Here is a 13372-nt window from a genome sequence, read left to right on the forward strand (position 1 = left end):
CGTGAGTTCAGCGACAGTCGGCGCCCCCGGGTCTACGCGTCGCTACCTGCACTCGCTGTGGCTGCTCTCAGCGCGCGACCTGCGCGTTCGCTACGCCACGAGCGCCCTGGGGTACCTCTGGTCTGTGCTCGATCCCCTCGTGATGGCGGGGATCTACTGGTTCGTCTTCACTCAGGTGTTCGGCCGCGGCGTGGGCGAAGAGCCGTACATCGTCTTTCTCATCACAGCACTGCTGCCATGGGTGTGGTTCAACGCAGCGGTGACCGACTTCACCAAGGCGTTCAACAAGGATGCGCGGCTCGTCCGCTCGACATCGATCCCCCGCTCGATCTGGGTTACGCGCATCATCCTTAGCAAGGGGATTGAGTTCCTCTTCTCCCTGCCGGTGCTCGCACTTTTCGCGATCGTCGGTGGAGCGACGCTGGACTGGGGCATTCTCTGGTTCCCGGTGGCGGTTATCCTTCAGACCGTCCTGCTGCTCGGCCTCGGCTTGATTGTCGCTCCCCTGTGCACCCTTTGGGGCGACCTGGAACGTACCACTCGCCTGATCCTGCGAGCGCTCTTCTACGCGTCGCCGATCATCTACGGCGTCTCCGACCTGCCGGCGCCCTTCCACGAGATCGCTGCCTTCAATCCGCTGGCGGGGATCTTCACTCTCTACCGGGTGGGCTTCTTCCCCGAGCAGTGGGACACCCTCTCTGTCGTCGTCGGTGCACTGATGAGCTTCGTCTTCCTCGGGGTGGGTGTGCTGGTGTTCCGGCGCCTCGAGCGGCCCGTGCTGAAGGAGCTCTGATTGTGAACGCGATCGAGGCCGACGACCTAGGGGTGCGGTTCCGTCGGAACCGCAGAGGCCGCCGAAACATCAAGGACCTCTTCGCCGGGTCCAACCGCCGAACGGCGCCGGATGAGTTCTGGCCTCTGCGGAACGTGTCCTTCGCCGTCTCCCCCGGCGAGTCCATCGGGGTTGTCGGGCGAAACGGTCAGGGGAAGTCGACGCTGCTGAAGCTGGTTGCCGGGGTTCTGCTCCCCGACGAAGGATCGGTTCGGGTCAACGGTGGAGTGGCACCACTCATTGAGATCACCGGGGGTTTCGTCGGCGACCTCACAGTTCGCGAAAACGTGCGCCTGACGGCGGGACTGCATGGGATGCGACGGGCCGAGGTCTCGCGTCGCTTCGACGGGATCATCGACTTCGCGGAGCTCGACGACTTCGTCGACACCCCCTACAAGCACCTCAGCAACGGGATGAAGGTCCGTCTGGCATTCTCCGTGGTCTCGCAGCTCGAAGAGCCCGTCCTGCTGGTTGATGAAGTCCTCGCCGTCGGCGACCGGGCGTTTCGGGAGAAGTGCTACACGCGCATCGACGAGCTCCTGGCCGAGGGGCGGACGCTTTTCTTCGTCTCCCACAACGAGCGGGATCTCCGCCGATTCTGTCGCCGAGGCCTGTACCTCGACCGGCACCGGCTCGCCCTCGACGCCCCGATCGACGAGGTCCTCCGCCAGTACAACCAGGACCACGGCGGCTGATTCGACTGGAACCCGTCGAGATCAGGACCGCCGAAGAATCCGGCGGACCGCTCGCCGCGCCGTAGCGGCCGGGGAGTAGAGCTGGATGGCATTCCTGAGCTCAGTGACGATGCGCTGCTCGGACTCGGCCATCGCCTGTAGCTGAGCTTCGACGATGCGCTTCTCGGCTCCCTGCACCACTTCGTCGACGAGCATCGCGAGATAGAGGAGATGGCCGGTGCCACCGGCTTCGAGGTCCGTGCGCAGCTGCCGATCACGCACCAGCCGGTCATAGCGGGCATGGGCGCCGTACCCGCCGCCCATGCTGTTCGCGAGCGCTCCATCCGCCTGCGCTCGCTGATGCCAGAAGGCCAGCGGCGTGGCGGGCAGGAAATCGATCCGCCCGGCGCGAGCCAGACGGAGGTTGAACTCCCAATCGCCGACGACAGGAAGGGACTCGTCGTATCCACCGATTCGTCGCACCGCCTCGGAGCGAACCAGGAGACCGATCGGCACCACGCGATTGATCAGGAGGAGGTCGAGCAGTGTGACGACGTCGTGGGGAGGCCCGAAGGGCCGCCGCCCGGTCTCGACGATCTCCGAGCCACGAATCTCCTCGTCGACGATCTCGGTGCGTACGGCGACCGCAATGGCGTCATGGTGAGCCTGCAGATGCCCGACGGTCTCCGCGAGGAAGGTCGGAGACCAGGTGTCGTCATCGTCGTGGATCACCACGAACTCGCCCGCCGCCTCTGCGAGGGCGACGTTGGCGGCGGCCTCCATGCCCTTCGAGTCCTGATGATGGATCACCGACACCCTCTCAGCGAACGGGTCGGCACGGGCCGCAACGACTGCCTGCACCTCGGCGGCGTCCCCGCCGTCGTTCACGATGATCGCCTCCCAATCGGACCGAGTCTGAGCGAGCATGTCGTCCAGTGCTCGGGCGAGGAGGACAGGCCGATCTTTTGTGCGAACAAGGATCGAAACACGGGGGGAGGCGGGGGCAGGGGGCACAAAAGCTCCAGATCGACGTCGAACGTGGGCTGCGCAGAGGCGGCGCGGCGACTCTATCGCGACTTGGCCGTCAGCGCGGAGCGGTGGACAGCGGCGGCATCGGCGACCACGAGCGGTCGTTCGCGATCTTGCGGCCGTCGCGGAGCCCGCGGAAGAGGTGCGAGGTGCCGCGCACCGTCCGCTCCACGAAGAGCAGCCGGATCAGCTCCTTGCCGAAGGTGAGCGCCGTGCCGAGCCCGAAGAGCGCCGGGTTGTACACGCCGAGGGAGCGGTAGTAGCGCTTGATGTGGGCCCGGTTGCGCATGATGTAGTACCGGTAGGCGTTGCTCGAGGCGTTCATGTGGCGGATGCCCATGTCCCACTGCTTGATCTCGCGCGTCCGCCGCAGGACGAACTCGTCGACGATCACCGAGGTGGTCTTCCGCGATGCCAGCCACCCGTAGACCTGGTCGTCCCAGTAGATGAAGAAGCGGGGGTCGGGAAGGCCGATCTCGGTGACGATGTCGCGGTGGATGAACATCCCCTCGAAGCATCCCGAGTTCATCTCCTTGAATCCGGAAGCGTCGAAGCTCGCGGGAGCGAAGGGGATCGGGATGCCGAGCGGCTCGGCGATCCGGTACTGCCAATAGAACTCGCTGCCGTCGTAGTCGTAGCGGCGGCCCTGGATGCTCTTGAATCGCGGAGCCCATTTGCCCATCTTCGCCAGGCCGTCGGGGATGACCTCGACGTCGTCGTCCATCAGCCAGATCCAGGTCGAGCCGAGGTCGTAGGCGACCCGCATCCCCTCGCTGAAGCCGCCGGATCCGCCGGTGTTGGTGTCCATTCGGCGGTACACGAGCTGGGTGCCGAGGCGCTCGCGGAAGGATTCGACGACGTCGCCGGTGTCATCGGTCGAAGCGTTGTCGACGATCACGACGTGGCCGGGCTTCGGGTCCATCCGCTCGATGCTCTCGAGGAGCCGGGAGAGGAGCCCCGAACGGTTGAAGGTCACGATGGCGATGGTCGCCGTCGCCGGGGAGAACTGTTCAGTCACGGTCTGTTCCGGGCGTGCGTCGGCGAGTGTCATGGCGCGAGGATTCTAACAGCGGCGCATCCGAACACCGGGTGAACGCTCCGCTACCGCGGCACGTCGAAGACCGGCAGCGCCGGGCCGACATCGTCGGGGGTGCCCAGGCGCTCGCGCCAGGAGCGGGAATGCCCGGCGCGCACGGCGCAGAGGACGAGCATGAGCCATCCGATGCCGAAGAGGGTGAAGCTCTCAAACAGCGAGTCGATCAGCAACGCCACGAGGATCAGGGGTGTCCAGGCGTAAATCACCGACCGGCGCTCGCTGGCGTCGAGCCACGCGCGCACGAGGGCGGTGGTGCAGAACGCGAGGAACAGCAGAAGTCCCACCCACCCGACCTGCAGCAGCACGTCGAGGTAGGCGTTGAGCCCCGTGGCGTGGTTCGTGCGCGTCAGGGCATTGAGCGCGTTGAAGGGCCACTCGTCGACATCCCAGGGTCCGTACCATCCCTGCCCCTGCACGGGACGGAAGCGCATCAGGTCGACCATGCGGTTCCACAGTTCGACCCGGATGGAGAAATCCGTGCCGGCGCCGAGAAACGTGACGATCGGCTGCCGGGCGACGTACCCGACGCCGATGCCGATGACGACGAGGGCGCCGAGCGCCCCCTGCACCGCACCGCGGCGGGCCGGGGCGGTGTGGCGCACGAGTGCCAGTGCGGCGGTGGCAAGCCCCACCCCGACGGCCAGGACGAGCACGGTGGGGGAGTCGCTGAGCGCGGCCAGGGACCCCGCGAGGATGACGGAGTAGAGCGCCGTTCCGGGCCTGACCGACTGGGTGCGGTACTCGATGAGGAAGGTGATGAGGGCGAGCACAGCGACGAACCCCAGCACGTTGCGGGTGCCGAAGATGCCCTGGATGGGCCCGAGCTGGGCGATGTTGCCCTGGATGCCGAGGAAGCGGAACGGGGTGTCCAGAAGGATGCCGCTGAGGATCTCCACACCGAGTGACACCGTCAGCAGCACACGGAGGACGTCGCCGAGAGCCCGGGCGGTCTGCAGGGTGTCGCGCACATGGCCGAGCGTGACGGCGAGGAACGCGACGGCGACGAAGGACAGCCACCCCCAGAACGATCCCGCCGGGTCGGAGCTCCAGAAGATGCTGACGAAGGCCCAGCCCGCGAGGAGTATGAGGGTGGTCGGAACGAGCCTGAGGAGGGAGATCTCCCCGCGGCGGACGAAGAGCATCGCGCCGCCGAGGAGGCAGAGGACGGTGAGGATCGTGACGTACGTCACGCGCCCGGTCATCCGCTCGATCAGGAAACCGGAGAACACCGCGCCGAGGACGCAGAGGGAATAGGCCCGGGCAAACGCGGCCGAGTCGAGGAGATGCGACACCCACCCGCGGTGGGGCGCGCCCGCCTCCGCTGCCGTCACGGTGCCGGTTTCGCGTCGATGTCCGGTGCGGCGGTGCCGGGTGCGGGCGTGCTGGCCGCGGAGTCGCTCACCGCATCGGTGGGCACCGCACCGACAGGCGCCGAGACCGGCCCGCGGGGGCGGGGGTTGTCGGAGCGGACGGTGTCGAGCATCAGCTCGCCGCGTTCGATGGCGAGCGAGCGCTCTGTCGGGCCCACCCCGACGTGCGGGGCCTGCTTGATCTTGCCGCCGAGCATCACCAGGAACATCCAGCCCCACATGAGCAGCGGCGTGGACTCGGCGACCCCCTGCACGAGGAGGATCGCCCCGACGAGGGTGGGGAGGAGCGTGAGCGGGGAGTAGGGCCGGTCTGCGCGCAGGTCCCACCGGGGGCGGTCGACGGCGAAGAACCACGCCCGCCAGATGAAGGCCAGCAGAGCCGCGGCGAAGATGACGACGCCGATGATGCCGAGCTGGAGATACACGTCGAGCCACATGTTGTGCGCCTGCATCACGGTCTCGCCGTGATCGACGATCCACCGGTCGAACAGCGGCTCCGACGGCAGCCAGGGGGTGGCGAAACCCCACCCGACGAGGGGGCGCTCGTTCGCCCGCTCGAGCACCGCCTGCCAGATGCCCTGGCGGCCGGTGAGGTCGCTCTCGCGTCCGACGGCGCGGAACAGCACATCGCGGAAGACCCACAGTGACACGGCGCCGCCGATCGCGATGACGGCGTAGGCGATGTACCAGCGCGTGCGTTCGCCGGGGCGGCGGGTGCGGCGCATGAGCAGCACCGTGACGAGCACGATGAGGGCCAGCGCGCCGGCGAGGAACGCCGTGGCCGACGCGGCCCGCACGTACAGGAACGCGGCCAGGGCGATCCAGCCGATGAGCAGCACCCGGCGAGGGGCGCGAGCGGCGAAGCGGATCGCGAAGACGATGATGCCGAGGAGGGCCACGGGGCCGAGGAGGTTGGCGTTGCCCATGAGGCCCTGGAGGCGTCCGCCGTCGAAGAGGTTGTCGCGCGACCAGTAGACGATGGGGTCGTAGTCGACATTCGGGTCGGGGAGGACGAAGCCGGGAAGAAGAGGCCCCTGCACGAAGAGCGACACCGCGAGTTCGAACAGCAGCGACAGCCCGAGCACCCACTTCAGCGCCGAGGCCACGGCGCGGACGATCTCGCGCCAGGTCAGCATCGCCCCCACGAACAGGCCCTGCAGGGTGGTGAGCGCAAGCAGGAGCCAGGTGAGGACGGTCGTGCCGATCCACGCCGACCACGCCACCGACAGTGCCGCCCAGGCGACGTACGCCACGGCGAACCAGGGCAGCCGCCGCCACTGGAACGGCGGGCGGATGGCGACCCAGGCCGTCAGCGACAGCACGCCGGCTGAGATCATGAGCACTCCGGCGCCGGCGTCGCCGAGCACGTGGACCCAGGCGACACCGGCCAGCATCGAGGCGAGGACGAAGATGCACCATGCGCGCAGGAGCAGGTGCCCTGTCTTCTCGCGCACGGGCGGGCCGGGGCGTGCCGCGACCGGATGCTTCGTGTGGACGGCCATGGTGCATTCAGGCTACCGGCGGCGGGCCTCCTAGGCTGGACCCATGCTGGTGCCGATCGCGAACGATCCCCGTGACTACGCCTGGGGGTCGACCACCCTTCTGGCCGAGCTCGAAGGACGCGAGCCCTCGGGCCGCCCCGAGGCGGAGGTGTGGTTCGGCGACCACCCGGGGTCGCCGGCGCGGGTCGTCGGGGGGCGGTCGTTGGACGAGTGGCTGGCCGAGGAGGGCCGTGCGGCCGGAGCCCCGGCCAGGCTTCCGTACCTGCTGAAGCTCCTCGCTGCGGCATCCGCCCTGTCGATCCAGGCGCATCCGACGATCGCGCAGGCACAGGAGGGGTTCGCGCGTGAAGACGAGGCGGGCATCCCGGTGGATGCCGCGCACCGCACCTATCGCGACCTCAACCACAAACCCGAGCTCATCGTCGCCGTCTCCGACGAGTTCGTCGCGATGGCGGGGCTTCGCGACGTCGCCGCCACCCGGCGGCTGCTGATGGCGCTGGGCGACGCCGCTGCTCCGCTGGAGGCGGCGCTCGCGGCAGCCGACCCGTCGACGGGTCTGCGCGCGGCTCTGACGTGGGCGCTCTCCGGGGCGACCTCCGATGATCTCGATGCCCTGCTCGGGGCGGTGCGGGCGGCGCGCTCGGAGGAGTTCGCCGCAGAACTGGACAACGCCCGGCAGCTGATCGCCGATCACCCCGGCGACCCGGGCATCGTGGTAGCGCTGCTGATGAATCTCGTCACCCTCCGTCGGGGAGAGGGGCTGTTCGTCGATGCGGGCGTGCTCCACGCCTATGTGCGGGGTCTCGGCGTCGAGATCATGGCCGCGAGTGACAACGTGCTGAGGGGCGGGTTGACGCCCAAGCACATCGACGTCGACGAACTGCTCTCGATCGTCGACACCGCACCCGGGCCTGCCCGCGTGGTGCGGCCGCGCCCCGACGGCGAGGGCATCGGCCGCTACGACGTGCCGGTCGCCGACTTCGCGCTGACCACGGCTGAGGTGCGGGGGAACGCCGTCGAGGTGCCGCTGTCGGGCACCGCGCTCGTCGTGGCCACCGAGGGCGACGTGACGGTCGCCGGCGGCAGCGGCGATGCGGTGCCTCTCCGGCCCGGTCGTGCGGTTCTCGTCGCCCCCGACGAGCGCGCCGTCGTGCTCCACGGCACCGGTCGCGTCTTCCTCGCCGAACCCGGCCGGTGAGACTTCTCTCATCTTCGCCGGAATCATCCGCGGCGTGATCGAACCGCGACACGCCGACGGCGCGTCGTGAAGATTCACCCGCCGGTTGAGGGTTTACGATCTGCGACTTGACCACGGCGAACTACACGGGTGTAATTACTCGTACACGCAGCAGGGCGTGGATGACAGGTGGGAGAACGAGATGGCGGCGCAATACCGTTCCGGCGTTCCCGACAATTGGTTCGTCGATCCGGTTCAGCTGGGGGTCCCGGGCGTTCGTCGCCCCGTCGTCGAAGACGAAGAGACCCAGCTCGGCTGGCAGACCGACGCGCTGTGCTCGCAGACCGATCCGGAGGCGTTCTTCCCCGAGAAGGGCGGCTCGACCCGTGATGCCAAGCGCATCTGCTCCTCGTGCGATGTTCGCACCGAATGCCTGGAGTACGCGCTGCAGAACGACGAGCGGTTCGGTATTTGGGGCGGATTGAGCGAGCGGGAGCGCCGCAAGCTCAAGCGGCGGGCCGGCTGACGACGACAACGAGGGGATGCTGCGGCGTCCCCTTCGTCGTCTTCGCGGCGCGTGCGCCCCGGCCCCGCCGGCTTCGCGCCTAGGCTGACCAGGTCATGCCCGCGAGAGTCCATGCCTTTCTCGTCGTGCGCCCCGACGGGCGGACGACGGTGGCCCCCCACCTGCGTCGCACGCTGGCGGCGCTGCGGCAGCAGTCCCGTCCCGTCGACGCGCTGACGATCGTGCTCTGCGGCGAAAGCGCCGGGCTGTCTGAGATCGCGGCCGCGTCCGGTGCCGAGTCGGTCATCACCGCCTCGGCCTCGACGGGGTTCGCCGCGGCGACGGCGCTGGCCTCCCACCGGCTCGACGGCGACGCGGTGTGGCTGCTCGCCCAGGACACCGCGCCCGAGCCCGACGCGCTCCGGCAGCTCGTCGGCGCCCTGGAGCTCGCGCCGTCGGTCGCGTTCGTCGCCCCGAAACTCGTGCGGTGGGATGACCGCAGCGAGATCGTCTCGCTGGGTGTCACACTGACCCGGCTCGGTCGCTCGGTCGGACTCGCCGACGGCGAGCTCGATCAGGGGCAGCACGACGCCCGGCAGGACGTGCTGGGCGCCGACGTGCGCGGTCTTCTCGTCCGCGCCGACGCGTGGCGAGCGCTCGAGGGCCTGGACCCCGCACTCAGCGGTGCCGACGAGGGGCTCGACCTCGGCATCCGCGCCCGCCTCGCCGGGTCTCGGGTCTCGCTCGTCCCATCGGCGCTCGTCGCCAGCGAGGGCGATGGCGTCGCCGGCCTTCCGGCGCCGACGACGGCCCGGCGGCGCCGCCGGCGGGCGTTCGCGACGCGCGCCGCAGAGCTACATCGCCGCCTCGTCTACGCCCACCCCGCCGCGGTCTTCGCCCTCTGGCTGACGATCCTGCCCATCGCGGTGTGGCGCACCGCGGCCCACCTCGTCACCAAACAGCCCGAACGCGTCCTCCCCGAATGGTGGGCCGCCGTGGTGACCCTCGTGCGCATCCCCCCTGTGGTGCGCGCGCGCCGTCGCATCCGTCGCACCCGCCAGGCGTCGTGGCCGCAGCTGGCCGCCCTCCGCATCTCGCAGAGCGAGCTGCGGGAGCGTCTCGACGACGAGGCCGACGCCGAAGCGGCCACCGACTCGGGCGTCTACGTTCGGCGCGACCTGCACTTCTTCACCGGCGGCGGGGCGTGGCTGGTGCTCGGTGCGCTGGTGGTGTCGGTCGCGGCCTTCACCGCTCTCCTCGCCTGGCCCGTGATGGGCGGCGGCGGTCTGCTGCCGCTGCGCACGACGCTGGCCGAGCTCTGGGCCGACGCGGCCTTCGGCAGGCGCCAGCTCGGCCTCGACGTCGTCGGCCCGGCCGACCCGTTCGCCACCCTCCTGGCGATCATCGGAAGCCTGTGGCCGGGTGACCCGTCACGGGCACTCGTGCTGCTGTGGGTCCTGGCCCTGCCGCTGGCGGCCGCAGGCGGCTGGTTCGCCGCCACGCGCGTCACCGAGCGCTCGGGCCTGCGCCTGCTGGGCGGCGCGCTGTGGGCGCTCGCCCCGGCGTTCCTGGCCGCCCTCACCGAGGGGCGACCTGCGGCGGTCATCCTCCATCTTCTTCTGCCGTGGCTGTTCTACACCGGCGCCGTGGCCCACCGCTCGTGGGCCGCAGCCGGGGTCGCCTCCCTGCTCCTTGCGGCGGTGATCGCCTGCGCGCCGTCGCTCGCCCCGGCGTTCGTCGCCCTGTGGGTGCTGGCGCTGCTGCTGAGCATCGTCGCGCGTTCGGGACGCGGGACCGCGCAGCTGGTCTGGACGCTCGTGCCGACCGTGGTCATGGCCGCACCGCTGGTGTGGTGGCAGGGGATGGCGGGGCAGTGGTGGGCGCTCGTGGCCGATCCGGGTCTGCCGTGGTCGGGTTCGCAGGTCGGTGCCGACGTCGTCGGCCGGAGCCTGCTGATCGCCGGTCTTCCTTCCCCCGACGCCGGGGGATGGGCGACGATGCTCGACGGGATCTGGGTGTGGTGGGTGCCGCTCCTGGTCGCTCCGCTCGCGGTCCTCGCGCTCCTGGCCCCCCTCACGCCGCGGTGGGCGACCGGGATCAGCCTGCTCGTCATCACCGCGCTCGGCATCGTCACCGCTTTCGTCGCGGTGGGCATCTCGGTCTCCATGAGGGAAGGGGCGAGCGTGCCGCTGTGGCCGGGCCCCGGCCTGAGTCTCGCATGGATCGGCCTGGTGGGCGGTTCTCTCGTCGCTCTGGACGCCGGTTTCGCCCCGCGGATGCGCGGTGCACGGGTCGCCGCAGCCTTCACCGCGGGTCTTGCCGTCGCCGTCCTCGCCGTGCCGCAGCTCACCGCGCTCGCCCGGGGCGCGTCGGAACTCACCAACGGACCCGACAGCACCCTCCCCGCCTTCATCGCCGCCGAGGGTGGCGACGACCCCGACGTCGGGACTCTCGTGCTCACCCCGCAGAACGGCGGCGGAGTGGCCGCGGCGGTGATCTGGGGTGAGAGCGAGACGCTCAGCGGGCAGAGCACCCTGGAGGCCACGCGCGCCACCCCCACGGCCGCCGATTCGACCGTCGCGACCCTGGCAGTGGACCTCATCTCCACGACCGGGGAGGGCTCGGTCGCCGAGCTCGCCGATCGCGGGATCGGCTTCGTCGTGCTCGCGCCGGCCGCGATCCCCGAGTCCGACGCCGCTCGCGCGTTCCGGCTGGACGCCGTTCTCGCCCTCGACCAGCGGGACGGGCTGGACAATGCCGGCGCCACCCCGAAGGGCGAGCTGTGGCGCGTGACCGGCGAGGTCGCCGAGCGACCGGATCTGCCGGCGTCCGCCGCCGACCTCTCACGCCTGATCCTCTGGGCGAACCTCGCCGTGCTCGCGATCGCGCTCCTGCTCGCCGTGCCCACGCGGGCGTCGCGCCGCGCGGCGCGGCGGACACCCCGCATCGTCGGCTTCGGCACGAGCGGGCCAGGCGCTTTGGAGGAGCGATGAGCGATCGCCGCAGATTCCGTTGGGCCGCCACGAGTGCCCGGATGCTGGCGGGCACCCTTGCCGCGGCCGGATTCGTCGTGGGCATCGTGACTCTGTCGGCCGTGCCCTGGCCGACGGTCGAACGCGCACCGCTCGCCCTCTCGGTCACCCCCCAGCCCGACACCGTCACGCTCGCGTGCCCCGGCGGCCTGATCGCCCTGGGCCGCACCGCCGAGGACGCGCTCGGGCTGAGCCAGGCGGCCGTCGCCGCCGTGACAAGCGGAGGGACGAGCGGAGGACGACCCGATGACGCCGCCGCGAAGCCTCGCATCCTCGAGACCGAGGTGCCCGAGGCCGTCGGGCCCGAGGCGTACACGGCCGAGCCGGCCGGTCGAGAAGCCGCGGCGCTCGCCGCCGCCGGCGCGGCGACCGTGTCGGACCCCGATCTCTCCGGGTTCGCTGCGTCGGCGTGTCGTCCGCCGCTCACGGAGTCGTGGCTGGTCGGCGGGTCGGGAACGACCGGGGCCGCCGACCTTGTGATCCTCACCAACCCCGGCTCGGTCCCCGCGACCGTCCAGCTCACCCTGTTCGGTGCGTCGGGGGAGCAGCAGCCCGCCGGTGGCGCCGACATCGTGGTGCGCGCGGGGGCTCAGCGCATCGTCCCGCTGGCGGGTCTGCTCCTCGGCGAGCAGAGCCCGGTCATCCGGGTCACCGCCACCGGGGCCCCGATTCAAGCGTCACTGCAGACCAGCGTCACCCGCACCCTGCAGGCGGCGGGCATCGACCAGATCGGCCCGATCGTCGCGCCCTCGACCGAGCAGGTGATCGCCGGGGTGGCGGTGCCCGCCGCGACGCAGGGCGAAGGTGCCGGGGAGGGAGCCGAGACGATCGTGCGCGTCATGGCGCCCGCCGCCGGCGCCGCTGGTCCGGTCTCGGCGACGGTCACCGCCACAGACGCCGCGACCGGGGCGAGCATCGGATCGCCTGTCGTCGTGCCGCTCGAACCGGGTGTGCCGCTCGAAGCGGAGGTGGCCGGTCTCACCGAGGGTGAGTACGTGATTCGCGTCGAGGCCGACGCGCCGGTGGTGGCCGCCGCGTGGCACACCAGCGGGTTCGTGCAGGGAAGCGACTTCGCCTGGTTCACCCCGGCCCCGGCCCTCGGCCAGACGGCCCTCGTCGCCGCTCCCGCGGGCCCTGCGCCGGTGCTCACGCTCGCCAACAGCGGCGAGGAGCCGGCGACCGTCACCGTCTCGACGCTCGAGGGGGCCGTGATCCAGACCGTCGAGGTGCCCGCGGACGGGTCGGCGGTCGTGCCGGCCGAACCCCGCACCGTCTCGGTCATCGAGACATCGGGCGGCGTCATCCACGCCGGGATGTCGCTGTCCGGTGACAACGCTCTCGCCGGCTACCCGGTGTGGCCATCGGATGCGGCGGCGCCGCCGACCGTCGTCTACCCCTGAGCCGACATCCGGGCGCAGCTCAGAGGAAGCGGAAGCGCTCCGGACCGAGGTCCCACGGATCGCGGTCGAGGTACTCGGCAGCGGCGCGGAACACGCAGCTCTCGATCATCATGCGGCGGTGCAGATCGTCGTTGCGGTGCAGATGGCCGAGGCGTTCGATGGGGATCCGGTAGAGGATGATGCGCTTGCGCTCGCGGGAGACGACCCAGCGGGGGATGCCGTCGGCGTCGGTCGCGGGAGGCATGTCGGCCATCTCGAAGCTCACCTCGCGCAGCTCGGGCCACGCGGAGCGGAGGAATTCGGCCACGGAGCCCACCGCCAGGTCGAACCTCTCCACCCGGGTGTCCAGCGGCGGGAGCGGCGGGCGCACGACAGGGCTGCGACCTTCGCGACCATGTCGTCCGTGACGGTCGGGGCGGGAGTACGCCTGCGCGCTTCGTGCTCGACGCCAGGCCATGCGTTCATCCTACGGCGCGGCATCCGGTCGCTGTCCGAGGTCGTGACTAGCGTGAAGGACGATGCGCGACAGACTCTGCTCCAAGGTCGGCTGCGCCCGTGAGGCGACGTCGACACTGACCTTCGATTACGGCGACCAGATGGCGGCCCTGGGGCCGCTCGGGCGGACCGGCGATCCCCATGCGCACGACCTCTGCGCGATCCACACCGAGCGGATGTCGGTCCCGAAGGGCTGGGTCGTCGTCCGGCACGAGACGCTGCGCGTCTGACGCCCCCCCCGCGCGCAGCCTTGAGCTGCC

12 protein-coding genes are annotated in these 13372 nt (G+C 70.5%); 7 read left to right on the forward strand and 5 right to left on the reverse strand.

Annotated elements, in window-relative coordinates:
- Position 1 precedes the first annotated feature (1 nt).
- Positions 2–793, forward strand: a complete 792-nt coding sequence (locus DT073_RS06965) for an ABC transporter permease (RefSeq protein WP_124292732.1) — start codon at positions 2–4, stop codon at positions 791–793.
- Positions 793–1527 carry an ABC transporter ATP-binding protein gene (locus tag DT073_RS06970; RefSeq protein ID WP_124294399.1) on the forward strand — a complete coding sequence of 245 codons (735 nt, stop codon included), beginning with the start codon at positions 793–795 and terminating at the stop codon, positions 1525–1527. The genes DT073_RS06965 and DT073_RS06970 overlap by 1 nt, the downstream gene beginning before the upstream one ends.
- 21 nt (positions 1528–1548) lie before the next feature.
- On the opposite strand, the gene DT073_RS06975 is transcribed toward DT073_RS06970, so the two are convergent.
- The 4 genes from DT073_RS06975 to DT073_RS06990 all read right to left on the reverse strand — a co-directional run bounded on the left by DT073_RS06975 (position 1549) and on the right by DT073_RS06990 (position 6503).
- The gene (locus DT073_RS06975; protein WP_164478165.1) at positions 1549–2520 is read right to left on the reverse strand and encodes a glycosyltransferase family 2 protein; all 972 of its coding nucleotides are present in this window, start codon (positions 2518–2520) and stop codon (positions 1549–1551) included.
- Between the two features lie 70 nt (positions 2521–2590).
- The gene (locus tag DT073_RS06980; protein ID WP_124292734.1) at positions 2591–3586 is read right to left on the reverse strand and encodes a glycosyltransferase; all 996 of its coding nucleotides are present in this window, start codon (positions 3584–3586) and stop codon (positions 2591–2593) included.
- A 50-nt stretch (positions 3587–3636) separates the two neighbouring features.
- Positions 3637–4962, reverse strand: coding sequence for an O-antigen ligase family protein (locus tag DT073_RS06985; RefSeq protein ID WP_124292735.1), 1326 nt, complete (start codon positions 4960–4962; stop codon positions 3637–3639).
- A complete protein-coding gene (locus DT073_RS06990) occupies positions 4959–6503 on the reverse strand; it encodes an O-antigen ligase family protein (RefSeq protein ID WP_124292736.1) in 1545 nt (514 codons plus the stop codon). Before DT073_RS06990 ends, DT073_RS06985 begins: the two co-directional genes overlap by 4 nt.
- A 43-nt stretch (positions 6504–6546) precedes the next feature.
- On the opposite strand from DT073_RS06990, the gene manA reads away from it, so the two are divergent.
- From manA to DT073_RS07010, 4 genes are all read left to right on the forward strand, one after another.
- Positions 6547–7701, forward strand: coding sequence for a mannose-6-phosphate isomerase, class I (gene manA / locus DT073_RS06995; protein WP_124292737.1), 1155 nt, complete (start codon positions 6547–6549; stop codon positions 7699–7701).
- Between the two features lie 181 nt (positions 7702–7882).
- Positions 7883–8206 (forward strand): WhiB family transcriptional regulator, encoded by a 324-nt coding sequence (locus DT073_RS16155; RefSeq protein ID WP_124294400.1) that lies wholly within the window; start codon positions 7883–7885, stop codon positions 8204–8206.
- 95 nt (positions 8207–8301) lie between these two features.
- On the forward strand, positions 8302–11178 hold the full coding sequence (locus tag DT073_RS07005; protein WP_124292738.1) for a glycosyltransferase: 2877 nt from the start codon (positions 8302–8304) through the stop codon (positions 11176–11178).
- Positions 11175–12617 carry a DUF5719 family protein gene (locus DT073_RS07010; protein WP_124292739.1) on the forward strand — a complete coding sequence of 481 codons (1443 nt, stop codon included), beginning with the start codon at positions 11175–11177 and terminating at the stop codon, positions 12615–12617. The genes DT073_RS07005 and DT073_RS07010 overlap by 4 nt, the downstream gene beginning before the upstream one ends.
- 19 nt (positions 12618–12636) lie before the next feature.
- Here DT073_RS07010 and DT073_RS07015 read toward each other — a convergent pair whose 3' ends face one another.
- On the reverse strand, positions 12637–13074 hold the full coding sequence (locus DT073_RS07015; protein ID WP_200829947.1) for a metallopeptidase family protein: 438 nt from the start codon (positions 13072–13074) through the stop codon (positions 12637–12639).
- Positions 13075–13135: 61 nt separating this feature from the next.
- On the opposite strand from DT073_RS07015, the gene DT073_RS07020 reads away from it, so the two are divergent.
- Positions 13136–13342 carry a DUF3499 family protein gene (locus tag DT073_RS07020; RefSeq protein WP_124292740.1) on the forward strand — a complete coding sequence of 69 codons (207 nt, stop codon included), beginning with the start codon at positions 13136–13138 and terminating at the stop codon, positions 13340–13342.
- Positions 13343–13372: the final 30 nt, after the last annotated feature.

The sequence above is a fragment of the Microbacterium sp. ABRD28 genome, assembly GCF_003850245.1.
Lineage (GTDB): Bacteria > Actinomycetota > Actinomycetes > Actinomycetales > Microbacteriaceae > Microbacterium.

What these genes read in the sequence shown, in the direction of transcription:
- DT073_RS06980 (WP_124292734.1), bottom strand. Translation starts at nt 3,586, where the DNA reads ATGACACTCGCCGACGCACGCCCGGAACAGACCGTGACTGAACAGTTC.
- DT073_RS06990 (WP_124292736.1), bottom strand. Translation starts at nt 6,503, where the DNA reads ATGGCCGTCCACACGAAGCATCCGGTCGCGGCACGCCCCGGCCCGCCC.
- manA (WP_124292737.1), top strand. Translation starts at nt 6,547, where the DNA reads ATGCTGGTGCCGATCGCGAACGATCCCCGTGACTACGCCTGGGGGTCG.
- DT073_RS16155 (WP_124294400.1), top strand. Translation starts at nt 7,883, where the DNA reads ATGGCGGCGCAATACCGTTCCGGCGTTCCCGACAATTGGTTCGTCGAT.
- DT073_RS07005 (WP_124292738.1), top strand. Translation starts at nt 8,302, where the DNA reads ATGCCCGCGAGAGTCCATGCCTTTCTCGTCGTGCGCCCCGACGGGCGG.
- DT073_RS07010 (WP_124292739.1), top strand. Translation starts at nt 11,175, where the DNA reads ATGAGCGATCGCCGCAGATTCCGTTGGGCCGCCACGAGTGCCCGGATG.
- DT073_RS07015 (WP_200829947.1), bottom strand. Translation starts at nt 13,074, where the DNA reads ATGGCCTGGCGTCGAGCACGAAGCGCGCAGGCGTACTCCCGCCCCGAC.
- DT073_RS07020 (WP_124292740.1), top strand. Translation starts at nt 13,136, where the DNA reads ATGCGCGACAGACTCTGCTCCAAGGTCGGCTGCGCCCGTGAGGCGACG.